Below are 23,010 nucleotides of genomic sequence, written 5' to 3'. Positions count from 1 at the left end.
GGGTCGTCGCTCGGGCTATGGGTGAGGCTGGGCGAACAATCCCGGCTCGGTCTCGACGAGGATGCCGCGGCTGGCCAGGCGTTTGAGCTTGGCGCGGACGTTCTGGATGTTGTTCTGGCTCAGGGGCAGGTCCAGGGCCAGGGCCAGGTCACGGGCGCGCAGGGAACTGCCAGCCTCGTCGAAGGCAGCGAGAATCTGCTGGTAGGCGGGGTGATCGGGGACAGTTGGCGGAGGCTCGGCCGGTTCCGGCGGGGCGGGATCTTCTTCGGCGAGGGAGATGAGGGTCTTGCGGCTGATGCGCAGGTGTTCGACCTGCTCGCTGAGTTCTCCCAGACGCGCGGTGAGAGTGTCGATCTCCGCCTGGGTCTGCTCGATCTGGCAGGTCAGGGAGTGCTCGCGGGCGTCGATCCGGTCCAGAAGCCAGGTGCCGGGGTCGGACTGGCGCATGTCGGGCGGCTTGGGCCCGGTCATGTCCACCGCTCAGGCGGGGTTGTGCCACGGGTCAGGCGGCGGGACATCACATCCGTCATCGCCCAATACACCCGTGATTCGGAACTGGCCGGAAGGTGCTCAAAGTCGCGGACCAGACGCCGGTGGAACATCAAGATGCCGTACGTCTGCTCGACGACCCATCTCTTGGGCTGGGGGACGAACCCCTGGTCGGCGGGGTTACGTTCGACGATCTCCACGTCGATCCCCAGGCCGGCGCCATGCGCGACGACGGCGTTCTTGAACCCCTGGTCGACCAGCGCTTTGGTCACCGCGCCCTCGGTGGTGGCGGCGACCCGGTCCAGCAGGGCGATGCCGGCGGTGTTCTCATGCGCCGAGGCGGCCAGCATGACCACGGCGATGACCAGGCCCAGCACGTCCACGGCCAGGCCGCGTTTCCTGCCCGGTACGCGCTTGGCGGCATCTTTTCCGGTGGTGGAGGCGGGGACCCCGGCCGCGACGTGGACGCTTTGGGTGTCCAGCACGACCAGGCTCGGGTCGGCTAATCGTTTCTTCTTCTCGCGCAGATGCCAGCGCAGCAGGTCGTGGATGGTCTTGTCGGTGCCGTCGTCGCGCCACTTGCTGAAGTAGTAGTACGTCGCGCTCTTGGGCGGCAGGTCGTGCGGGAGATAATCCCATTGGACGCCGGTTCGTCCCTGGTAGCGGATGGCGTCGACGATCTGACGTAGCTCGTAGTTGCCCTCGTGGCCGCTGACGGACGGGTGCGCGGCCTTCCACGCGGTGAGTACCGGTTCGATCAACGCCCACTGCGCGTCGGTTAAGTCGCTGGGGTAGGGCTTGCGTTCAGTCACTCGACCATCACAGCACGACCGGACCCGCCAACCGGCGGTAACGCTACAAATCCATACGATCACACTGCGACATCACGGTCACTAACTCGCGAACCGCACTCTAAGTACTCAGGCCGCGAACGGCCGCTCGATGCGTCTCGCGGCCGAAGATGGCCTTCACCAAGGTGGGGATGTTCGAGGAGTACGGCGCCGAGCAGTGGTTCGATATGCGGTTCGCACGCCCGGTAGCGGCCGATTGCTGACACCGCACGCCAAGCGGACGATCATGCCATGGCCCTCTCGCACGGGCCACGGCATCTGCCAAGAAGCCAGGCAATGTGGCGTTGGCGCACGCTAAAGTTGGCGTATGCCATTGGCGCGCTTCTCGCTGGAGAACTATCGATGCTTCAGAGTTCGGCAAGAAATTGAACTGCGGCCGATTACCGTGGTGCTCGGGAAGAACAATTCCGGCAAGAGCGCGCTCGTGCGGGTGCCGCTCGTTCTGGGAACGGGGATTCACACGACCTCACCCTTTCCCTTCGACCTGGACCAGCTCGGCGAACATGGTCCGAGATTCATCGACCTGGTGCACGGCGGCAGCACGCACGGCACGGTCGATGTGCAGCTCGACCTCGAAGGCGAGCGCATGCCCTGCCACCGCATGGCGGTGAAGATACAGAACGTTGAGGAGTGGAACCGTCAGCTGGTCAGTGATCTGAAGGTCAGCTCGGGCTCCGCGCATGTATGGGCGGAGTGGGCCGAAGAAGGAGCGACTCATGATGACTTTCATCGCGATATGGAATACGGGCACAACTACCATGTGAACAATGATGGGGACGAGTATTCCTATATTCGTCTGCCTTTTCACGGGCTCCTGCCCGCCATCAAGTACGACGAGGACGGCGATGTCGTCTACGACGACCTTGAAGACAACGGTCTGGACGAGAGTAATCCCACTCATTTGGGATGGCTGGTCGAAGCGATGCGAGTCATCCGGTCGGAATTCGATGACATCCGCTATCTCAGTCCATACCGGGAGCGCCCGCGCCGAATCTATCACCTCCGCTCAAAAATGCCGCCTTCGGTCGTGGGACCCAACGGTGAGGCGGCGTTGGACATCGTCGCCCACAGTGAGCAGGGGCCCCGAAGTGGGCTGCTGAGCAGGCTCAACGAATACCTGGACGACAACCTCCCCGGCTGGCGACTCGGGATCAACCGCCACGACGGGGGTGTCTACTCGGCCGTGATGCGATCAACGTCCGAAAAGAAATATGAAGTCAGCCTCGCCGACGCGGGCACGGGAGTCGCCCAACTCCTGCCGATCCTCGTGCAGCGCGCGCTGGACGCGGTGGCTCCGCCCAAGCGGCCGACGCTGGAGATCATCGAGGAGCCGGAGCTCAATCTCCATCCATCCGCGCACGCCCGTCTGGCGGATGTCTTCATCGCCGCGGCGAAGCAGTCGAAGGTCCGTTTCCTCATCGAGACGCACAGCGAGACCTTCATACTCAGGCTCCGCCGTCGGATCGCGGAGGGGACCCTTGGCCCTGATGATCTCGCGATCTATTACGTGGAGCATCAAGACGGCGCGGCCGCCGTGCGGCGAATCGGTGTCGATCGCCTCGGCAACCTGGATTACTGGCCGCGTGGCGTCTTCGCCGAAGATTACGAGGAGACGCGGGCCCTGGCCACGGCGCAGTTCGAGCGATCGGAAGCCGATGCGGGTTGAGCTTCATTCTCAGTTGTTCGCCGGCTCCGATCACGTCTCGGAGATCCACGAGCTGATACAGCTGTTTCTACGACGCCAGCACGAATGGGTCATCGACCCCCGCCATGCCGAGTCCGCCGCCGATTTCTTCGGCCGCCACTTCCCGACGCTGGCGCCCGGCTACTCCGACCTCGCCGTCAAGGCCAGTGTGGCGCAGGCATGGCGGGCAACTGGGGAAGACGCCTTGTTCATCTCCGCGGCGACCATCCGTGACGACGTCTGTGACCTGCGTCAACCAGCCATCCTGCTGGTGGAGGACGAGTTCTCCGACCGTTGTTTCCTGCTTGCCATCTGTCATGTCCTGGATGGCGCTGACGTGTCGGAAGCGGTGGAGCGGCAGCACCTGGACATCCGGCACGGCGGAGGGAAGGACCGGGCGGGGAAGCAGGCGGCGGAGGCCGCAGGGCGCTTCAAGCGCACGCCCCGTGTGGCGCTCCTGTTGGACAGCGACAGACTGGCTCCTGGGCAGACCACCCGTTGCCACAAGATCGCCAACGAGGTGCATATGCTTGGCGTTCAGGTTCATGTCCTGGAGCTTCGGGAGGCGGAGAACTACGCTCCCAACAGGGTCCTGGCGACGGTGCGGCCGTACCATGAGACCTCAAAAAAGATCGCGGCGTTGAAGTCGTTCGATGCGGCGCAGCGCGGATACTTCGACATGAAGAAGGGGTTTCACGGTAGAGGGGGACGTGGTGCCGGCGTACCGGCGGGGCATGCGGGCCTGTACGACGGCGTGTCAGAGCGCACCATCAACGTGCTGCGGACCGGCTTCGGTGACGGGCTGACTGAGCTCATGCTGCACAATGCCGCCGGCAGACGGCTGACGGAGCCGGATTTCGCGGGGCTCGGCGCCGGGGTCGCGGCGGAGTTACGCGAACTCCTCGGCAAGCTGCGCAAGGTCATCTAAGTGGTTGGGAAGGCGGATCCGGGCGTGGACGTGGAAACCCATCACGGGGTGGTTTCCATAACGGAGATGATCGACTCCATTCAGCGTGGCCACTTGCGTGTGCCCCGCTTCCAGCGGCCGTTTTCGTGGACGCCCACCCAGATGCTCGAGCTTTTCGAGAGCATCGAGCGAGGGCTGCCGATCGGCAGTTTCGTGGTGTGGGAAGCCGACGAACGTGTCCCGTCGTCGGACGAGTTCGGTGGGCAGCAGATACCTGAGCCGGAGGCGGCGGAGGAAGTCGCCTACGTGCTGGATGGGCTGCAACGCCTGACCACCCTTTTCCGGTGCCTTACCCGTCCTGAGGACCGGCACCGGGCGGTGGAGCCCGATGAGTGGAAGTGGTCTGTCTACCGTGTTCTGGGGGAGGCGGAGGATGAGCCCGGCCGTTATCAGCATCGGCGCTCGGACTATGCAGTCCCTTTCGCGTACCTGCCCATGCGTTCAGTGATCAGGACCATCGACTTTCTGGCCTACCGGAGGAGGATCCCGGCCACGCTGCCGTCCCCCATGCGTGACGACCTGATTCGCGAGGCGCAGTATGTCGCCGGACGCATCAGGAGCTACCAGGTGCCGATCGTTCGATTGCGCGGCCATTCTGCGCGGATGGCGGTTGAGGTGTTCTCTCGCCTCAACAGCAGGGGAGTGTCGTTGACGGTCGACGAAGTGGCGGCGGCGAAAAAGCGGGCCGTGGAGCGGGACTTCGAATCGGCTGAGCCGCCAGATCCCGCCAACCCGTAGGGCTGGCGGTCTTCACTGATTCGCGGCGACCTGGGAGGGTTCGAGCGCGGTTCGCGCCCTCCCCCTGGTCGGCTGCCCGCTGCACGAGCCGCTCGTGTGGGGTGCCAATATCCCATTCATGGGTCTGAGCTGCGAAGTCTAGGCGAGCGGCCCGCCAGCTTTGAGCACTGCTCCTGCCGAAAACCCCGTCCGTGTAGTTCAAGCGGCATGTGAGTATTCGTGGAGGACTCCGCCGAGCCGATCTCGTCGGTGTAGGCTCAAGTTGGCGATTGCGCCCAGATCGGTGATCGGATCCGGGACGGGACGTAGCGGCGCCGCCTGAGCAAGGCCTTGATGGGCTCGGTGCTCGTTATAGAACTCCTCATAATCGTGCAGAACACGCCGCAGGTGACGCTCGTTCCAGACCAGACAGCGGTCCAGGAGCTCACGACGGCACGACTGCACCCTGTGGGGTGCGAAAACCCGGGTGCGGCCTCTGGTCTGCGGTTATCCGCCTCGTCTATGCGGCCCGCTGGTACTGGTTGATCAGGCCGTCGAGTACCTGCCGGCGTTGCAGGCGGACCTGATCGGGATCTCCGGGTGGAGTAGGGGTATGTGGTGGTTGAGGTGGTCGACGGTCTCGTGAGCGATGGGGACGGTGGCGGTTGTAATGCCGTTCGTATGCCTGCAGGACTCGGCGGAGATAGCCTTCGTCGTAGATCAGCATCCGGTCGGTGCATTCTCTTCGGACGGTGCCGACCCAGCGCTCGGCCCTCGCGTTGGCCTGCGGTGCGCGAACTGGTGTTTTGATGACGCGGGCGCCGAGTGAGGTGAACACCTCGTCGAAGACTGCGGTGAATTTGGCGTCGCGGTCGCGAATGAGGAATCTGATGCCCTCGGCCCGCGCTCCCTGGTTCATGACCAGGTTGCGGGCTTGTTGAGCGACCCAGATTCCGGTCGGATGCGCCGTGATGCCCGCGATGTGGACCACGCGGGTGGCGTGCTCGATGAAGAACAGAACGTAGAGCCGTTTGAGGAAGACGGTGTCGACGTGGAACAGATCGCACGCCCAGATGCCCTCGGCCTGCGCTTTGAGGAACTGGCCCCAGCTCGGGCCGGTGCGACGTGGTGCCGGGCCGAGACCGGCCTTTTTGAGGATGTCGCGTACGGTGCTGGGCGGTACCAGAAGGCCGATGCCGGTCAACTCTCCGCTGATGCGCTGATAGCCCCATGAGGGATTCTCCTGGGCCATGCGCAACACCGCCTCCCGGACCTCTGCGCGGGTAGAGGGACGACCCGACCGTTTGGAGGGGTAGGCCCACCGGCGCGTCACCAGCGTGCGGTGCCAGCGCAGCAACGTCGCGGGGGTAACGAAGAAGACGTTCCACGACGAGCGGGGAAGCAGCCGCGACAAGGCCGCGAGCACGACCCGATCCACCGGCTGGAGATCAGGGCGGTTCACCTGACGGCGCAGCACGGCGACCTGATGACGAAGCACCACGATCTCGGCCGTCTTGGCCCGATCACCGCGGCCCAGCAGGACCAGGAGCTGAAAGACCCGCCCGAGGATGTGGTAGAGGAAGGACCACGACACCGTCAGCAGGATGCCCGAGACCCCACCATGCTCGAGCCACGAACCCTCAGGTCAACCTCACCGGCTGAGTTTCCGCACCCCACAACCGTACGACACCGAGGCCACCGCTGACGTCTTTGCGAAGGCGAAGAACACATTCAACTGGCTCATCGGACACCTCACCGACGCGCAGACCGGGACGCTTGCCCATAACCGGCTGGAGGAGACCATCACCGAGCAGGGCCGGGAGCTGCAGCGCCTGCTGCTGCAGGCCCACCTTGACCTGCGCGCGCTGCGCGAGCTGGAGCAGGTACGCCACGCCCGCCACCAGGACGGTGGCGCCGCGGAGGTGATCGGCGCGGGGGTGATCGGTGCGGACGGGGTGTCGCGGCGGCGGGTGGAGCTCGGGCACCACCGCCTGCTCGCCACGGTGACCGGGACGGTGATAGTCACCCGGTGCGCGTGGCGGGCCCCGGGCGTCGGCAACGTATATCCGGCGGACGCGGCGTTATCGCTGCCGGCGGTGCGACACTCGGCCGGGCTGGCGAAGCTCGCGGTCATCGAGACGGTGCGCGGCTCGTTCGACGCCGCCCTGGCGGCGATCACCACACGGTGCGGTCAGGTGATCGGCAAACGGCAGATCGAGCAGCTGGTCGCCCAGGCCGCGGCCGATGTCGACGCCTTCTACGCCGCGCGAACCGTGCTGCCGTGCACGGCGTCCACGGTGCTGGCGATCAGCGTGGACGGCAAGGGCATCGCGATGCGTCCCGAAGCGCTGCGGCCCGCGACCGCGAAGGCCGCCGCCCGCGCCCGAGCCACGTTCCGGACGCGGCTGGCGGCCGGGGAGAAACCGGCGCGCAAACGGATGGCGACGCTGGGGGTGGTCTACGACGCTGAACCGGCGGCGCGGCGGCCGCACGATGTGATCGCCGTCCCGGGCGGGCGATTCGGCCGGCGCCCGCCACGGGCCCGGCCGAACGCGACGCGCAAGTGGCTGTGCGGCTCGGTCATCACCGGCCCCGGCCCCGTGATCGCCAAGGTGTTCGACCATGCCGAGGCCCGTGATCCCGCGCACGCCCGTCCCTGGGTCGTGCTCGTCGACGGGGCCCGCCACCAGCTCGACCTGATCATCGCCGAAGCCGCCCGGCGCCGCATCCGCGTCCACATCGTGATCGATTTCGTGCACGTGCTGGAGAAGTTATGGGCTGCTGCGTGGAGTTTGCACCCACCCGCGGCGCCGGCCGCGGAGGACTGGGTCGCCGGGCATGCCCTGGCCCTGCTGGCCGGGCACACCGGCCAGGTCATCACCACGCTGACCGCGCAGGCCGCCACAGCCGGCGCGCAGCACCGTGACGGCATCGACGCGTGCATCCGCTATCTGTCCAACAACGCCGGGCATCTGCGGTATGACCAGGCGCTGGAGGCGGGATGGCCGATCGCGACCGGGGTGGTAGAGGGCGCGTGCCGTCATCTGATCGCCGACAGGTTCGACCTGGCCGGGGCGCGGTGGGGCCTGGCCGGGGCCGAGGCGGTGCTGAAGCTCCGCGCGCTGGTCGCCAACGGTCATCTGGAGGAGTACTGGACTTTCCATCTCGCCCGGCAACACGAGCGCGTCCATCAGACCGGCTACCAGGACGGGTACGCCCTTACGGCTTGATCGCTTCAGTCACTCAGGAGGAGCCGCACCCGATCGCTTTCGAGCGGACTGGGCTCTGCACCACACGGCCATCCGAACTGCCCTGGACGATGTGAGAGCCCAGACCGACGCCATAATGCAAAGGTGAAGCGCGAGGAACAGCAGCAATAGATCTGAACTCCCCAGGTGCGGACCATGAAGCGCTCCGGGATTGATGGAGGCTCCAACCAATCAAAGTAGGAGTCATGGGAGCGCCACGGAAGTATCCCGATGAGATGCGGGAGCGATCGATTCGGCTGGTGCGGGACGCGGCGGCCGACGGCGAGTCGGTCTGCGCAACCTGCCGCAGGATCGGCCAGCAGCTGGGCATCAGCGCGGACACACTGCGGGGGTGGGGTGCGCCGCGAGCAGATCGACGCGCGCGAGCGGCCCGGTGACGACATCGCGTCGCCCGGATCGCTTCGGCCACCTGCGGCGACGGCTCCGGCCATGGAGACGGCTGCACAGACACCGAAACACTCCAACCGCAGCCGGGGCGACCGCCCGGTCACGGACCACACCCAACGCTCCGCGAATCAACCAGCAGGGTCGTGGGAGCGACCAAGCCGGATCCCGCGATCCCCGACCCCCAGGTGCGTGAACGTGCGGAATCGCCGCTGATCTGCTGAACGTGTATCGTCGGGAACTATGTTCCGCCCCTTGCAAGCTGGCGAGCCGACCCAGCTGGGTGACTACCGCATCGTTGGGGGCCTCGGTGAGGGCGGGCAGGGCGTGGTCTACTTGGCCGAGCGTGCCTCGGGCGAGCGGGTGGCGATCAAGGTGCTGCATGCCAGGCTGGCGAGCAGGAGCGAGGCGCGCGGGCGTTTCTTACGCGAGGTGGACGCGGCCATGCGGGTGGCGGCGTTCTGCACAGCCCGCGTGCTGGACGTGGCGGTCGACGGCGACAGACCCTACATCGTGTCGGAGTTCGTCGACGGCCCGTCACTGGAGGATTCCGTCCGCGAGCACGGACCCAGGTCCGGAGGCGCGCTCGATCGCATCGCGGTCAGCACGGCCACCGCGCTGGCGGCCATCCACCGGGCTGGGATCGTCCACCGCGACTTCAAGCCGTCGAACGTCCTGTTGGGCTCCGACGGCCCCCGGGTGATCGATTTCGGCATCGCGCGCGTGATCGACATGACCGCCACCGGCGGCTCGGTGGGCACCCCGGCGTACATGGCTCCCGAGCTGATCCACGGTGAGCCGGCGCAGCCCGCATCCGACGTGTTCAGCTGGGCGGTGACCGTGGGCTTCGCCGCGACCGGGCGCCCGTTTTTCGGCCAGGACACACTGCCTGCAGTAATGTACCGCATCCTCAACGCCCAGCCGGATCTGGACGGCGTCCCCGAGCCCCTGCGCGCCGTTCTCTCCCGCTGCTTGGCCAAGGCGCCGCCGGAACGTCCCACGGCAGCCGAGGTCCTGCACCTCCTCCTCGGTCACAGCCAGATCATGACCAAGCCCGTCGGTGGGGACCCGGCCGCTCACCCGGCCGCAGCTCCACCGGCGGAAGCTCCTCCGGCCGGAGTGGCACCCGCCTGGACGCCTTCTACCGGCATGCCGTCAGCAGGACCGCCCATTGCCGGGCTCGCCGGGACACCCGCTCCCGGAGCGCCACCCGCCGCCCTCACCACAGACTCACGCCGCAAGCGGTCCAAGCTCCTGGTGGTGGGCTCGGTCACTTCCGTGGCGGTACTCGTGAGCGTGATGGTGTTGGCCCTGCGGTGGGGAGCGAGCGACTCTCCATCAACACCCACGCCCTTGGCGGCGACGGACATACCGTCGGCGAAGACCAGCGTCGCCGCCCGGCCGTACGGCAGGAGGGTGGCAAAGGTCACCCTCGGCGGCCAGGTGAACACCCTGGCGGTAAGCATCTACGCCGGACAGCGCGCGGTGCTGGCTGGCAGCACCAAGGGGGTGGCCAAGGTGTGGAAGTTCGACACGCGCCCCAGCGAACTCGCCAAGCTGAAGAACGCCGGCGGCGAGGAGACAAACGCTGCCATCGACGTGGGCGAAGTAGACGGGCAGGCGGCCGCGTTCAGGCGGCTGCGGAATGGCGCCGTCATCGTCTCCGGCGCGGAGAGCGTCGAGCCGCTCGGCCCCACCTACAAAGGCCACCAGAAAATGGTCTACGCGATCGCCCCGGCGCGGGTGTCGGGCAAGACGGTCCTGGTCAGCGGCGACGAGGCCGGAAAGGTCCACGTGTGGGACCCGAAGACGGGCAAGGACTCCGGACCCCAGCCCAAGGCGGTGGGCGGCGACCCGGTGTTCGGTGTCGCGACCGGCACGATGGACGGGCACCCGTTCGCGGTGACTGCGTCGGCCGACGACACCGCGCGGGTGTGGAGCCTGGAGACGGGCGCTCTGGGCGCCACCTTCCACGGCCACAGCGGTGATGTCTTCGCTGTGGCGACCACCGTGATGGACGGCGCGCCGGTGGGCATCAGCGGCGGCTCCGACCGCAAGATCCGCGTCTGGGACCTGCGCAACGGCCGGGAGCAGACCTCGTTCTCCGGCCACACCGCCGAGGTCGCCTGCCTGGCGGTGGGCAGGGTGAAGGGCCGCGCGGTCGTCGCCTCCGGCGGGTTCGACGGGACCATCCGCGTCTGGGACCTGCGCAGCGGCAAGCAACTCGGCGACCCGCTGAAGTCTCCCGGTGGGCGCGTCTACTCGGTGGTGATCGCCGAGGACGACGGGGAGTCCTGGCTGGCCGCGGGCGACGTCAAGGGCAACGTCACCGGATGGAGCCTCGGCCCGGCCTCCCCCTAGAGAACCGGTCATGTAATCGTTTGGACGCGAGGCTGTAGCCTGTAGGGCGTCAAGACTCACGCGCATGGTTTGAGCTGGGATTTCTCCGTCCGAGCTATGCGGCTCGACGGTACTCGTTGATCATCCCGCCGAGCACTTTCCGGCGTTCGATCCGGCCTTCCAACGGTACGACGGTCTGCTCATCGTGATTGGGTGGTCGCTGCGCGCGGGATTGGTGCGGCCGGTGACCGTTGTAGTGAGCTGCGTACTCGGTCAGCACCAACCGTAGGTGCCGTGAACTTGGTGTCTCGGTCACGAATGAGGAAGCGAAACGAGCCGAGCCGCTCGCCGAGGTCTATGAGCAGGTTTCGGGCCTGTTGGGCTGTCCGGGCTCCGGTGGGGTTGGCGGTCGCGCCGGGTGGCGACTTCCATGACGAACAGCACGTACAAGCGCTTCAAGGAGATGGTGTCGATGTGGAAGACGTCGACGGCCAGCAGCCCTTTCGCCTGGGCGCGCAGGAAGGTCCTCCACGAGGTGTCGGCGTCTCGTGGAGCCGGGCCGACCCTCCGGCTCCGCAGGATCCGGCGCACGGTCGCTTCGCTGACCTGGTAGCCGAGTCGGAGCAGCTCACCGTGCACCCGGCGATATCCCCAGGACGGGTTCTCCCGCGCCAGGCACACCGCCAACTCCCGGATCTTCTTGCACGTCCGGGGCCGGCCGGACTGGTGCGGATACGTCCATCGGAGTCGGACCATGCGGCGGTGCCAGGCCAGCAGGGTGGCCGGCGTCACCAGCCGGTGAGCCCGCAACTTGGGCGGTAAGAGCCGGGACAGCGCGGCCAAATCGCTCGATCGACCCAGTCGCCCGTACCGCCGCCTCAGATCGACCTGCAGGTCAAGCGCCCTGCGATGACCTTTGAAGCGGTACAGGTAATGCGCAGTGAGCCCCGCCATGAGTGCGGGTCGTGGTTGCGGCCATGGTCAACCTCTGGTGTGGAGGTCTTTGAGGCCATGGACGGCGGCGGCCGCACATGCCTGCATCCGGGGACTTCCCATTACATCCCTGATCCAGATCTTTGCGCCGTCCGGACTCGCTGCTGGCCGCTCTGGACGACATCGAGCACGCCGTGGGCGCCGGTGACCTGGCGGGGTGCTCGGCTGTGCCAACGGGCTGTGGCTGCACGTGTGGCGGTGCGCAGTACGCCGCGACGACTTTGCCAGTCTCGCCCGGCTGGCGTCCCTGTGGGTGGCATATGCTCCCCCGCACCTGCCCGCCCAGTTCGTCTCGACCTCGCCGATCCGGTTCTGACCCCAAGGGAGATGCCCCGGCCGCGGTGCCAGTCGGACATGCCTTCTGGGAAAACGTCCTCCTCGGTGACGTAACGGAAGGCCCAGCTGGTGTCGCACAGAAGGTTGTCCGCCGTCAGCGTCAAATGGCTGAAGGTCAACGCCAGCCGATCGCGGGGGCGACGTGGGTCAGGACCGATTCGAGGAGATGGGCGTTGTAGTCCACGCCGAGCTGGCTGGGCACCGTCAGCAGCAGCGTGTCGGCCGCGGCGATCGCCTCGTCGGCGGCCAGTTCCTTGACAAGGACGTCGGGCTCGGCGGCGTACGTGCGGCCGAAGATGGCCCTGGTGGTGGCGTCGATGAAGCCGACCTGGTCGGAGCTGCCGCTCTCGTGACCGAAGTAGGCGCGGTCGGTGTCGGTGACGATCGGCATGATCGAGCGGCTCACCGAGACCCGCGGCTCACCCTCGTGACCGGCCTCCTTCCATGCCTGCCGGTAGGCCGCGATCTGCTCGGCCTGCTGGACGTGGAACGGCTTGCCGTTCTCGTCGTCCTTGAGGGTGGAGCTCATCAGGTGCATGCCCAGCCCGGCGGCCCACTTCGCGGTCGCGTTCGAGCCGGAACCCCACCAGATCCGCTCGCGCAGCCCTTCCGAGTGCGGCTCGACGCGCAGGAGGCCGGGCGGGTTGGGAAACATCGGCCGCGGGTTCGGCTTGGCGAATCCCTCGCCGTCCAGCACCTTGAGGAAGACCTCGGCGTGCCTGCGCGCCATGTCCGCGTCGGTCTCGCCCTCGGCCGGCTCGTAGCCGAAGTAGCGCCAGCCGTCGATCACCTGCTCGGGTGACCCGCGGCTGATGCCGAGCTGCAGCCGGCCTCCCGCGATGAGATCGGCCGCGCCGGCGTCCTCGGCCATATAGAGGGGGTTCTCGTACCGCATGTCAATGACGCCCGTGCCGATCTCGATCCGGCTCGTTCTCGCGCCAACTGCCGCCAGCAGGGGGAACGGGCTCCCGAGCTGCTGGGCGAAGTGGTGGACCCGGAAATAGGCGCCGTCGGCACCGAGCTCCTCGGCGGCCACGGCCAGCTCGATCGACTGCAGCAGGGTGTCGGACGCGCTGCGCGCCTTCGAGTACGGCGAGGACGACCAGTGCCCGAAGCTCAGAAACCCGATCTTTTTCACACGTGCTTCAACCCGCCCTGGCCCAGGGACATTCCGGACGGCCCGCAGCCACCAATCCCTTGGTGGCCAGGTCCCCATGGGACTCGCCGTCGATCCGGTCGGCGGAGTGGTAACGGCCGCGACCGTCGGCACCTTCTTGCACAAGACCCTCAAGTAGGCAGTCGACTCGCGGGAGTGTGCCCAAGAGCACCGCGATACCGGGGCCGGTCATTGCGGGCTTCGGATCGGGTGCAGTTGCCCGGTGCCGGTGCGGCGTTCGGGCGCTTTGTCGCTGCCGGTGATGGTGATGACTGCGATGACTGCGTGACGCCGCGGGCGGTGAGCCACTGCCTGACCCCGTGCTCCGGCAGCTTCCCACAGGTGAATGCGGCGGCGGTGGCGGTGAGTTGCCGGAAGGCGAGGATGGTGCGCAGCCGTGCGGGGTGCCATCGGGTCCGCCACATCGGTACCGCGAAGTGTTCGGGTCTGAACTGGATGGGTGGATGCGCTGGTCATGGTCGCCTCTCGGGTGGTTTGCAGGGCGAGCCGGGTCGCCCGCGGGTGAGGCCGACGTCCGGTGTTCGCCAGTGAACCCATGGGATGAAAGGGGTGAACATCTGCGCCGAGGGTCGACTCTCGAGGAGCAACTTGTCTAGTTTTCTTATGTGTCCCTTATGTCTCTTTCCTTATCGCGATACGTCCGCGCCATCGCCGCATTCGCCGCAGCACTGGCCTTTACCTTAGGAGTCTGCGCTGGTCCAGCCTCTTCCCATCCGATTCCCACCCACGGCGAGTTGGTCCTGAGCACCAGCGACGGGAAGTCAAGCGGTCGCTTGGTTGTGCACAGAGAAGTCATCTCCCCCGACCGTGCCGGCGCATGGGCGGCCGGTCTGCTTGGAGGCAATTGCCCCGTCAGCGCACATGGCGTGTCAGGCGAGAACAGTGGCATCCCAGAGGGCGTGGTCATCGAACTGGCATGGTCGTGCCCGGTGGATCGGATGGATTTGGGCCCACTGCTGCGCGCGGGCGGGCTGTCGCAGATCCTCGCCGAGTTCGACGTCGTGACGTCGACCGTGACCCCCGCGCGACCCATTGTCGACGGCACCGGTTCACACGCGCCGGCCCTGACCTGGCCGCCCCTGCCGTCGCTGCCCGTCATGCTGACGATGCTCGGCCTGGCGCCGGCAATCATCGGACTCGTGTGGCTGCGCCGTCGTACGAGATGGGCGGGAGCCGTGGCGGCGGCAACCGTGATCGCGGTACTCGCCCCCAGCACCGCGCAGGCCGCCACGGACGGCCCGCAGGCACAGAGCGTGAACGCCTCGGTCGGCAGCCTCGCTCTCACCACCACCAATCCGAAGACCGGCCAACCCATCACCTTCCGCTACACCACGGACAAGCCGAACGCACGCAACTGGGTGGGCATCTACGGCGCCGATGACAAGCCGGGCTCCGTCGCCTCGAAGACCTGGGTGTACGCGCCGCTCGCCGAGGGAACCGTCACGCTGGGCACCGGCGCTCTGGGAGAGGGCTCGTGGACCGCGTACTTCCTGGCCGACGACGGCTACGTACCCCTGACCGCCCCGGTCACGTTCACCCTGGCCGGAGCCGGCTCCGACGTCGTGACCGTCGAAGGGACGGTCTTCACCGACCAGGACGGCGACGGCATCCGGGACGCCGATGAGAAGGGACTGCCCGGCGTGTCCGTCACTGACGGCGCCCGTTGGGCGACCACGGGAGCGGACGGAGGCTACACTCTGCCCGTCGACCGTGGCCGCAGGGAGACGGACCTGGTCAGCGTCGTCTCCCCGAATGGCTACACACCGGTCCTGCGCGACGACTTCGTGCCGGCCTTCTTCCGTAAGGTTCCTGCCGGGCAGGGACCGTTGAAGGGGCTCGACTTCGCGCTGGTCCCCGACTCCAACGCCGCCAACCCCGCGGAGAAGTGGCTGATGGTCTCCGACGTCGAGGTGGGCAACCGCAGCGATGACGAGGCGAAGAGCGCGCTGCCGCGCTGGAAGGGCCAGGTCGAGGCGATGGCGGAGGTGCAGGGCGCCACGATGACCATCACCACGGGCGACCTGACGGTGACCGACTACGCGGCCGAACCACGCCGCCAGGGTGGCTACGACATTCTGCGCGAGGGCCTTCGCAAGGGCGGTCTCGGCCACCCGTACTATCCCGTCATTGGCAACCACGACGTCGGCGGCACGGCGACCTCCACCGGGTACGGCGGCAGCCTGGAGTACTGGCGCAGGAACCTCGGCCCGGAGTGGTACAGCTTCGACCGCAACGGACGCCACATCGTCGTGCTGGAGGACAACTACGACGCCAGCGGACTGGCCCCGCAGCTGGAGTGGCTGCGTGAGGACCTGCGCAGGCACGCGACAGGCAAGCAGGTGCTGGTGTTCGCCCACCGCTCGCTGTTCACCCGCTGGGGACCCGGCGCGGGCATGCAGCCCATCGTCGACGAGCTGGCCAAGTATGACGTGCGGATGTTCGCCGCCGGCCACAACCAGCAGGCCGAATACAGAAGGGGCGCGTTCGCCAGGTCGGTCGAGGTCAACAACATGGGCGTCTACGGCATCGACTCCGCCAGGCCCGACTACAAGATCCTCGACTTCCGCGGAATCACCGACGACCCTGACACCCGGCGCAACGAGGACGTCGGCTATGTCGCCGGCACGCACCGTCAGTTCGAGGTGGACGACGACGTCGCACTGGTCAGCCCGGCCGATGGCAGCGTGCACGGGGCGAGGGGCGGCGTCCCCCTTGAGATCTACGCCGAGGACGACGGCCGCACCCCGGCCACGGCGGAGCTGATCGTCCGCGGCAAGAACGGCAAGGTGGCCTGGCGCGGGCGAGACCTCGAGTTCGGCCGAGAAACCAAGCCCAATGGCCGCGTCAACTGCTACACGCCGCCGGGCGGCTCCCCCGAGCCATGCCCCCAGGCACACGTGTCCTGGACGAGGGTCAGCTCCAGGATCACCGGACTGCACCCCGGCTCATACGCAGCCGAGCTCGCCGTCGTGGACACAGCGGGCAAGCCTTGGCCGACGGTCAAGACGACCTTCGAAGTGGTCGCCGACGCCCGGCTCAACCAGCCCCGGCTCGGCCAGGACTGGACCAGGCAGGGCGGCGACGAGGAGGCCCGCTCATCGGCCCAGAGCGACCCGGGCGCCCGGCTCGGCCTGCGCTGGGCGGCAAGCACCGGTGAGCAGTTCCACCTCAACGGCGCCGCCGTGTCAGGCGGCAAGGTGATCGTCGCCTCGCAGGCGTTCGACTCGCCGTACAGCATGATGCTCGCCTACGACGCGGCGACCGGCACGGAGGTGTGGCGCACCTACCTGGACGGTGACGCCGAGTCCTTCCCCACCGTGCACGCCGGCAAGGTGTATCTCACCACGGGCGTCGGCCGCGTCTACGCCCTCGACACGAGGACGGGCAAGGTGGTGTGGGAGACGATCGACGACGAGCATGTCGCGGGATCGACCGTACGGCGCTACGGCCGGGCGGGCGGCCCGGTCAGCGTCTTCGACCTGCCGGACCGTATGGTGGCGGTCTACCAGGCGTGGGACAAGGTGCTCTGCCGGGACGCGAAGACCGGCGACGCCCTGCCCGGCGGGTTCGGCGCCCCTGCGGGCTGGGGCGAGTTCCACAGTGTCGCCGTACGGCGGCCCGGTTCCACCACCGCCTACCTGCACTCGGGATCGAGCCAGTCCCTGATCGCCATGGATCTGACCACCTGCAAGCAGCTGTCCACCGTGGACACGGGAGGCGACCTGTTCACCCAGTCCTCGCCCGCTTTCACCGACACGGGGCTGGTGACCGCGACCTCCTCCGGCGTCCGCGGACATGACCTGCAGGACGGGGCCAAGGTCAGCTGGCACGCCAAGCTCGGCACGGCGAGCGCCTGTGAGCCGGGGCCGCCGCCGGTGACGAGCCCCGCGACCAGAGGCTCGATGGCGTACGTCGCGAGCGTGGACGGCGTTGTCAGGGCATACGACACCGCCACCGCCACTCCCGCCACGCCCGTCTGGGAGACACCTCTCGGCTATCTTCCAGGCGAGAGCCCGATGGACGACAAGTGGCGGGTCGCCGCCGGGTGCGCCGCGGCGGGACCCGGGTCGCCGGCGATGCACACGCTGGTGACCGAGACCGTGGTCTACGCGACGACCTGGGACGGGCGCGTGGTAGCGATCGACCGGGCGACCGGCCGCAAGCTGTCCGAGTACAACCTGGGCGGCGGCGTGGCGTCAGCGCTGTCGGTGAGCGGCGACCTGCTGTTCGCGCTCACCGACGACGGTTCGATCCACGCGCTCGCGGTCACGAGGGTTCTCGGTCAGTGAGTGAAATGCCGACATAAATGCTGACCCGACTGCTCGCGATCGCGGGTGTGACGGGGCTGACCCTGCTGGGAGCGGCGGGCCTGGGTGGGCACACCACCCTTCGGCCCGCCGCTCGCGGCGAAGGTGGCCGCGCACGGTGACATGGTCGAAGTGACCCAGGTGGTTTCGACCCGGGCTCCACAAGACGACCGGGTTGCCTTCCGCGGGCGTGAGTTGAGGGCGGCGCCGTGCCCTAGGGCGAGCGGGATCCGAGTGCGGACCCCCACTGGCTTGATCAGGTTGTTTCAGGCCAAGGGCTGGCTTTCCGGCTTGGGAGAGGACCGCAACAAGATCCGGCATCCCAGCGCTATTCCACGGGGGCGAGGCGGGCGGTGAAGTGGCGGAGCGCGCATGGGGCCTGGATGATGCGGTAACCGCACACCCGGTCGGCTCGATTGGCGACGCGGGCGGCCGCCTCGACGACGTACTGCAGGTGGCTGCGGGTATAGACGCGGTGGGGCAGGGCCGGTCTGAGGAGTTCCTGCGCCGCGGGATTCTCCGTACCGTCCTCCGCGACGCGGCCGAAGCTGAGCGCACCGACCTCGAATGGTCGGCCGGCCAGGCTTTGACGGCTGCGCGCCGCACCTCTACTCGGCAGGTTGTAGTAGTCGATCGACGCCCCGGCCAGCACGGCCCCCTCGTCCCGGCGCAACCCGGGAACCCCGCGCCGCACCCCGACCTCGCCGGGTTGGATGCGGTCCCGCCGCGACGTCATACGACCTCAAGCGCAGAGCCAGGTACAAAGAGCTACCAATGGGTCAGGCCCTACCTGCAGCAATCGCGTGTTCAGCCGCTGCTTGCTCGAACGTGGGTTTCACGCAGTAGTGGTCTTCGGGTAGTACGGACGGAGGCCGGCCGCGAAGATGCGGTCGAGCATCCGGTCCGGCAGCACCCGCGACAGGCGGGTGAGCAGGGCCGCGTCGCGACCAATGGTGTAGCGCGTGCGAGGCTTCCCGGCTGTCACGGCCTTGGCGATCATCCGGGCGGCATCGTCGGCGGACTTGCCGCCTGTGGTGAACGCGGTGGTCTGCGCGGTGACCGCCTGGACCAGCGGCCCATAGCGATCCCGCTGTTCCGGTGACATGGCCTCGGCAAGTCGGCTCGTGGTGGCGATGCCCCGGTCGGCCATCTCTGTGCGGATCCCGCCGGGCTCGACGACCACAACCCGCACGCCCAGCGGCGTGAGTTCCCTGCGCAGAGCGTCACTGACCGCCTCCAGGGCGAACTTCGTGCCCGCGTAAGGGCCGTAGGTGGCCATGGCGATCTTCCCGCCGACCGAGCTGATGTTGACCACCCGGCCGGAGTGGCGCAGCAGGGCGGGCAGCAGTGCCTGTGTGACGGCGACGTGACCGAACAGGTTGACCTCGAACAGCCGGCGCCACTCGTCCAGCGGCAGGGCCTCGACCGGGGCGTTGACGGAGATGCCGGCGTTGTTCACCAACGCCCGCAGCGCACCTGCCTGCGAGCCGACGCGGGCGGCCAGCTCGGCGATGTGGTCGGGTTGGGTGATGTCGAGGATGACCGGCTCGACGCCTGGGGCACGGAGCGCGTCGTAGTCCCGCTCGCGGCGAACGCCGGCGAGGACATGGAATCCCCGGCGGGCCAACTCGCGAGCGGACGCCGCGCCGATCCCGGTCGAGGCTCCGGTCACGACGACGCATTCTCGAGTTTCAGATGACATTGTCACCTGAACAACGGTAGGCATCTCAGATGACAGTGTCAACGGTATAGTGATCGGCATGGTCAGCCGCGCGGAATCCGCCGCCGCGACACGCCGTGCCCTGCTGAATGCGGCCGCCGGCCTGCTGGACACCGGCGGTCCGGACGCGGTGACGTTGCGCGCGGTCGGGGCGCGTGCGGGGGTCACCCGCGGAGCGCCGTACCGGCACTTCCCCGACAAGGACAGCCTGCTGACCGCCATAGCAGCCGAGGCCTTGGACCGGCTCGCGGATCAGGTGCAGGCCGTGCGCGTCGATCTGCGGGTGCCCCCGGCCGACAAGCTGCGCCGCGCTCTGTCCGCGCTGATGACGGTCGGCCGCCGTCAGCCGCACCTGTACCGGCTGATGTTCGCCTCCCCGGCCGGAGACCCGGCCGCGGTCCAGGCAGCGAGCCAGGCGGCCGACCGCGCCCAGGACGAGTTCCTCGCCATCGTCGGCGATCTGGTCGGCGCACAGCACACCCGTCAGTTCGCGGCGCTGCTGTTGACCAGCGTGCACGGGATTACCGATATGGAGGTCAGCGGGCACCTGTCCGCTGACAAGTGGCACGTCACGGCCGAGGAACTCGTCTCGACCCTGGTGTCCATGATCGGCCGGCAGGCTCGCCAAGGTAGCGACAACGCGACCCTCTCGTTGTGACGCGAGTTTCGCCGGCTTGCGGTTACACGTCCGTTTCGTCGACGGCCACGGCCTCGAATCGCTCGAGACAGCCGGCTATCCCGCCGGGGATCCGACCACAGTTCGGCGGTACGGGCGTTCGCCATGCCTCGCTACCTGGGCATTCGTCATTGCACATCTATCCGTGCCTTGTAGTAGTACTTTGTTAGTTCGTCATGGTGGTCGTTGACGGCGGGTGGGGGCATCGGCCGGCCCCGGTGGCTAAGAAGTCCTAACAAAATGATCTAGGAATACTGGTGATCGCTCTCAAGTTGATCACGGGTGTGAGGAAGGGCGAGCAGCCACCGTGGATCGTCTCGGATGAGCTGTGGGCGCGAATCGAACCGTTGCTGCCGGTCGCGCCGCGCCGTACTGATCATCCGGGCCGCAGGCGCCTGGATGACCGGAGGGTCCTGTCGGGCATCTTGTTCGTGCTCTACACCGGTATCGCCTGGGAGTTCCTGCCTCAAGAGCTGAGCTTCGGTTCGGGGATGACCTGCTGGCGGAGGCTGCGGGACTGGCATCAGGCCGGGGCGTGGCAGAAGCCGCACGAACTCCTGCTGGCCGAGTTGCATGCCGCGGGCAAGCTGGACTGGTCCAAGGCGGTGATCGACAGCTCCCACATCCGGGCGCTGAAGGGCGGCCCAAACAGGTCCGAGCCCGGTCGACCGTGCCAAGACGGGCTCCAAGCACCACGTCATCGCCGACGGCAACGGCATCCCCCTCGCCCTCAGCCTGACCGGCGGCAACCGCAACGACGTCACCCAGGTCATGCCGCTGCTCCGGTCGATCCCGCCGGTGCGCAGCCGGCCGCGCCAACGCCCGAAGGTGTTGTACGCCGACCGGGGCTACGACCATGACAAGTACCGCCGGACGGTCTGGGCCACAGGCGTCAAGCCGATCATCGCCCGCCGTGGAACCCCGCACGGCTCCGGCCTGGGTGTACATCGTCGGGTAATCGAGCAGACGATCGCCCTGCTGCACTGGTTCCGCCGCCTGCGCATCCGCTGGGAGATCCGCGACGACATCCACGAAGCATTCATGACCCTCGCCGCCACCATCATTTGCTGGCGCCGCCTCACCCGCTGATCATTCTGTTAGGACTTCTTAGGGCCGGAGGTCGTTGGACAGGTTGATCCGGATCTCTGTGTTGCGGTATCCGGCGCGCCCGAACGCGGCCGCCATCGGCGCGTTGCCCACGTCGGTGGTGGCGGTGATGCGGAGCTCTCCGTTGGCCGCGTGGATGCGGGTGATCTCGGCGAGTATCTCGTCCACGTAGCCGCGCCCCCGGAACTCCGGGACCACCCCGAGATACCCGACGTTCACGTTGTACGGCGTTGCCGAGGGGATCGCCATTCCCGCCACCTCGCCCTCGTGCGTATAGGCGATCCGCCACCACTCCCGCTTGCCCGGCGCCCTGAGATAGAAGTCCATTTCTTCGCGCGCGGTCGCGTCCACGCCCTTGGCTGCCAGGTTCGCACGGGTCTGGGCGTCCAGGCTGCCGTCGGCGATTCTCGTGAATACCGTCAGGAACTCCTCGTCGGAAGCCTCGGCGAACCGCAGCACGCCGGTCGCCGGGGGCACCCCGTCGGCGGGTGTCCACTCGAACTGCAGCCGCTCCACTTCCCGAGTGAGGCCGGCCGCGTGTGCTGCCGCCCGCCGCCATTCCACGGCCATCGAGGTGGCCGGATCGTCGCGCCAGCCGCCGGCTGCCTTGATCGCGTACTGCACCGGCTGCGGGAATCCGGCCAGCGCGGCCCTGATCAGCTCGGCGGCGATGGCAGCGCGGTCGCCCATGGCGGAATCCACGTCGAGGCAGTCGAGCGCGACCGGGTGCGCACCGTCCTTCGGCCCCCACCACAGCGCCCGTCCCACGACCTGGTCATCAACCTCGGCGATCCACGTCCATTCCGGCCGGTACATGTTCTCGGCCAGATCTGCGAGGTAACGGTCGGCGGGGATCCAGCCGACGGGCTCGGCCACGCTCCACCTGGTCACGTGGTCGAGGTCAGCCGGAACGGTAGGACGGTAGGAGATCATCTGCATAGGCTAAAGGCCTTTTGTCATCATTTGAGCCAAATGTTCGGTCATTCCTTGAAGCCCGGCGCCGCCCCGCTCAGGGGCGGCGCCCACGCCCTGGCAGGGCGATCATGTCGCCGTATGCGCGAGGATCGCCGTCGCCAGTTCCTCGTGCACCTCCACCGGCAGCGTGTGCCCCATCCCCTCCACCATCATCAGCCGCGCCCCTGGGATCCGCTCCACGATGAGCGCGCTGTGACCGGGTTTGGCGGGCTCGCAGGTGCCCTCGACGGCCAGGGTCGGCGCCTTGATCTGGTCCAGGACGCCCACCGGCTCGAAGTCCGGGTTCGCCGCCGCGGCCCGGCGGTGATTGGCCACGGCGGACAGATCGCGGGCCCGGTCGTAGATGTGTTCTTGCAGCAGGCGGGCGGCGTCCTCGTCGAAGGGCAACCCCGTCCCGTGCAGGACGCGCTGCTCGGCGATCATGAGGTCGATCTGCTCGCGCCGACTGGCGGGCGGCGGGCTCGTGACCAGCTCACGGAAGAACTCGACGAACTCCGGCGCCGGCGGTGGCAGGCTGCCTTCGGGCTGCGGCTCGCCCATCAACGCCCGCATGATCACCGCGCCCTCAGCGCCGCCGAGCGGCGAAGAGCCGATGACGGTGAGTGTGCGCACCCGCTCCGGCCGCTCCACCGCGATCAGCTGGCCGAGCAGCCCGCCCGCCGAGTGGCAGACCAGATGAGCGCTGTCCAGGCCATGCGCGTCCATCACCCGCAGTACGTCGTTCTTGATGTCGTCCCATGTATAAGGCTCCTTGTCGAAGTCGATGGTGTCCGAGCGGCCGGTGTCGCGGTGGTCGTATCGGATCACGCGCCGGCCACCGGCCGTCAGCCTGCCGATAAACGCGTCCGGCCACAGGACGCCCTGCGACATCGAACCCATGATCAGCAGGATCGGCGCGTCCGTAGCGGCGCCGAACTCTTCGCTCCAGATGTTGTTCTCGGGCATGTTCAAAGCATGTCCTGTCCCGCTACCGGTGCCTTCTGTAGAACTACTAGGGACGTCAGTTCAGTACGGGTGC

The 23,010-nt window shown here is 67.7% G+C and carries 18 protein-coding genes; 9 read left to right on the top strand and 9 right to left on the bottom strand.

The features are described 5' to 3' along the window. Positions 1-15: 15 nt before the first annotated feature. Entirely contained in the window at positions 16-471 is a 456-nt protein-coding gene (locus AB0L65_RS31985; protein ID WP_364252710.1) for a hypothetical protein, read from the bottom strand. After that, positions 468-1,301 (bottom strand): IS5 family transposase, encoded by an 834-nt coding sequence (locus tag AB0L65_RS31980; protein ID WP_364252707.1) that lies wholly within the window; start codon positions 1,299-1,301, stop codon positions 468-470. Before AB0L65_RS31980 ends, AB0L65_RS31985 begins: the two co-directional genes overlap by 4 nt. A gap of 346 nt (positions 1,302-1,647) precedes the next feature. On the opposite strand from AB0L65_RS31980, the gene AB0L65_RS31975 reads away from it, so the two are divergent. The 3 genes from AB0L65_RS31975 to AB0L65_RS31965 are packed head-to-tail and all read left to right on the top strand — an operon-like array spanning position 1,648 to position 4,729. Further along, on the top strand, positions 1,648-3,006 hold the full coding sequence (locus tag AB0L65_RS31975) for a DUF3696 domain-containing protein (protein ID WP_364252704.1): 1,359 nt from the start codon (positions 1,648-1,650) through the stop codon (positions 3,004-3,006). After that, entirely contained in the window at positions 2,996-3,952 is a 957-nt protein-coding gene (locus tag AB0L65_RS31970) for a hypothetical protein (RefSeq protein WP_364252701.1), read from the top strand. The genes AB0L65_RS31975 and AB0L65_RS31970 overlap by 11 nt, the downstream gene beginning before the upstream one ends. 24 nt (positions 3,953-3,976) lie before the next feature. Next, a complete protein-coding gene (locus tag AB0L65_RS31965) occupies positions 3,977-4,729 on the top strand; it encodes a DUF262 domain-containing protein (RefSeq protein ID WP_364252698.1) in 753 nt (250 codons plus the stop codon). 499 nt (positions 4,730-5,228) lie between these two features. Here AB0L65_RS31965 and AB0L65_RS31960 read toward each other — a convergent pair whose 3' ends face one another. Beyond that, positions 5,229-6,302 carry an integrase core domain-containing protein gene (locus AB0L65_RS31960; protein WP_364252695.1) on the bottom strand — a complete coding sequence of 358 codons (1,074 nt, stop codon included), beginning with the start codon at positions 6,300-6,302 and terminating at the stop codon, positions 5,229-5,231. Between the two features lie 10 nt (positions 6,303-6,312). Between AB0L65_RS31960 and AB0L65_RS31955 the strand changes: the two genes are divergently transcribed. Then, positions 6,313-7,938: an ISKra4 family transposase gene (locus AB0L65_RS31955; RefSeq protein WP_364252692.1), complete on the top strand. Its 1,626-nt coding sequence runs from the start codon at positions 6,313-6,315 to the stop codon at positions 7,936-7,938. Positions 7,939-8,616: 678 nt separating this feature from the next. Further along, positions 8,617-10,722 (top strand): serine/threonine-protein kinase, encoded by a 2,106-nt coding sequence (locus AB0L65_RS31950; RefSeq protein WP_364252689.1) that lies wholly within the window; start codon positions 8,617-8,619, stop codon positions 10,720-10,722. Positions 10,723-10,816: 94 nt separating this feature from the next. Here AB0L65_RS31950 and AB0L65_RS31945 read toward each other — a convergent pair whose 3' ends face one another. After that, positions 10,817-11,017, bottom strand: a complete 201-nt coding sequence (locus AB0L65_RS31945; protein WP_364252686.1) for a hypothetical protein — start codon at positions 11,015-11,017, stop codon at positions 10,817-10,819. Between the two features lie 114 nt (positions 11,018-11,131). Between AB0L65_RS31945 and AB0L65_RS31940 the strand changes: the two genes are divergently transcribed. Further along, the gene (locus AB0L65_RS31940) at positions 11,132-11,314 is read left to right on the top strand and encodes a hypothetical protein (protein WP_364252683.1); all 183 of its coding nucleotides are present in this window, start codon (positions 11,132-11,134) and stop codon (positions 11,312-11,314) included. Positions 11,315-12,145: 831 nt separating this feature from the next. Here the strand turns inward: AB0L65_RS31940 and AB0L65_RS31935 are convergent. Continuing rightward, entirely contained in the window at positions 12,146-13,168 is a 1,023-nt protein-coding gene (locus tag AB0L65_RS31935) for an LLM class flavin-dependent oxidoreductase (protein ID WP_357744521.1), read from the bottom strand. Between the two features lie 977 nt (positions 13,169-14,145). On the opposite strand from AB0L65_RS31935, the gene AB0L65_RS31930 reads away from it, so the two are divergent. Then, entirely contained in the window at positions 14,146-17,496 is a 3,351-nt protein-coding gene (locus tag AB0L65_RS31930) for a PQQ-binding-like beta-propeller repeat protein (protein WP_364252680.1), read from the top strand. Positions 17,497-17,842: 346 nt separating this feature from the next. Here AB0L65_RS31930 and AB0L65_RS31925 read toward each other — a convergent pair whose 3' ends face one another. After that, on the bottom strand, positions 17,843-18,250 hold the full coding sequence (locus tag AB0L65_RS31925) for a hypothetical protein (RefSeq protein ID WP_364252677.1): 408 nt from the start codon (positions 18,248-18,250) through the stop codon (positions 17,843-17,845). Between the two features lie 99 nt (positions 18,251-18,349). After that, a complete protein-coding gene (locus tag AB0L65_RS31920; RefSeq protein ID WP_364252674.1) occupies positions 18,350-19,216 on the bottom strand; it encodes an SDR family oxidoreductase in 867 nt (288 codons plus the stop codon). A gap of 58 nt (positions 19,217-19,274) precedes the next feature. Between AB0L65_RS31920 and AB0L65_RS31915 the strand changes: the two genes are divergently transcribed. Together AB0L65_RS31915 and AB0L65_RS31910 are read left to right on the top strand one after the other, a co-directional pair. Beyond that, on the top strand, positions 19,275-19,892 hold the full coding sequence (locus AB0L65_RS31915) for a TetR/AcrR family transcriptional regulator (RefSeq protein WP_364252671.1): 618 nt from the start codon (positions 19,275-19,277) through the stop codon (positions 19,890-19,892). A 329-nt stretch (positions 19,893-20,221) separates the two neighbouring features. Next, positions 20,222-20,999 (top strand): IS5 family transposase gene (locus AB0L65_RS31910; protein ID WP_364252805.1). Its coding sequence is split into 2 segments (ribosomal slippage): positions 20,222-20,556 and positions 20,555-20,999, totalling 780 coding nucleotides; the frame shifts between segments, so codons are not numbered across the junction. A gap of 18 nt (positions 21,000-21,017) precedes the next feature. Here AB0L65_RS31910 and AB0L65_RS31905 read toward each other — a convergent pair. After that, the gene (locus AB0L65_RS31905) at positions 21,018-21,950 is read right to left on the bottom strand and encodes a GNAT family N-acetyltransferase (RefSeq protein WP_364252668.1); all 933 of its coding nucleotides are present in this window, start codon (positions 21,948-21,950) and stop codon (positions 21,018-21,020) included. Positions 21,951-22,058: 108 nt separating this feature from the next. Next, positions 22,059-22,937 carry an alpha/beta fold hydrolase gene (locus tag AB0L65_RS31900; RefSeq protein WP_364252665.1) on the bottom strand — a complete coding sequence of 293 codons (879 nt, stop codon included), beginning with the start codon at positions 22,935-22,937 and terminating at the stop codon, positions 22,059-22,061. Positions 22,938-23,010: the final 73 nt, after the last annotated feature.

The organism is Nonomuraea sp. NPDC052116 (assembly GCF_040680035.1).
Taxonomy (GTDB): Bacteria; Actinomycetota; Actinomycetes; order Streptosporangiales; family Streptosporangiaceae; genus Nonomuraea; species Nonomuraea angiospora_A.
Note: the sequence above shows the minus strand (reverse complement) of the source record. Positions and strands in the feature narration are given on the sequence as shown.

What these genes read in the sequence shown, in the direction of transcription:
- AB0L65_RS31985 (WP_364252710.1), bottom strand. Translation starts at nt 471, where the DNA reads ATGACCGGGCCCAAGCCGCCCGACATGCGCCAGTCCGACCCCGGCACC.
- AB0L65_RS31975 (WP_364252704.1), top strand. Translation starts at nt 1,648, where the DNA reads ATGCCATTGGCGCGCTTCTCGCTGGAGAACTATCGATGCTTCAGAGTT.
- AB0L65_RS31970 (WP_364252701.1), top strand. Translation starts at nt 2,996, where the DNA reads ATGCGGGTTGAGCTTCATTCTCAGTTGTTCGCCGGCTCCGATCACGTC.
- AB0L65_RS31955 (WP_364252692.1), top strand. Translation starts at nt 6,313, where the DNA reads ATGCCCGAGACCCCACCATGCTCGAGCCACGAACCCTCAGGTCAACCT.
- AB0L65_RS31940 (WP_364252683.1), top strand. Translation starts at nt 11,132, where the DNA reads ATGACGAACAGCACGTACAAGCGCTTCAAGGAGATGGTGTCGATGTGG.
- AB0L65_RS31930 (WP_364252680.1), top strand. Translation starts at nt 14,146, where the DNA reads ATGGATTTGGGCCCACTGCTGCGCGCGGGCGGGCTGTCGCAGATCCTC.
- AB0L65_RS31925 (WP_364252677.1), bottom strand. Translation starts at nt 18,250, where the DNA reads ATGACGTCGCGGCGGGACCGCATCCAACCCGGCGAGGTCGGGGTGCGG.
- AB0L65_RS31920 (WP_364252674.1), bottom strand. Translation starts at nt 19,216, where the DNA reads ATGTCATCTGAAACTCGAGAATGCGTCGTCGTGACCGGAGCCTCGACC.
- AB0L65_RS31915 (WP_364252671.1), top strand. Translation starts at nt 19,275, where the DNA reads ATGGTCAGCCGCGCGGAATCCGCCGCCGCGACACGCCGTGCCCTGCTG.
- AB0L65_RS31905 (WP_364252668.1), bottom strand. Translation starts at nt 21,950, where the DNA reads ATGATCTCCTACCGTCCTACCGTTCCGGCTGACCTCGACCACGTGACC.
- AB0L65_RS31900 (WP_364252665.1), bottom strand. Translation starts at nt 22,937, where the DNA reads ATGCCCGAGAACAACATCTGGAGCGAAGAGTTCGGCGCCGCTACGGAC.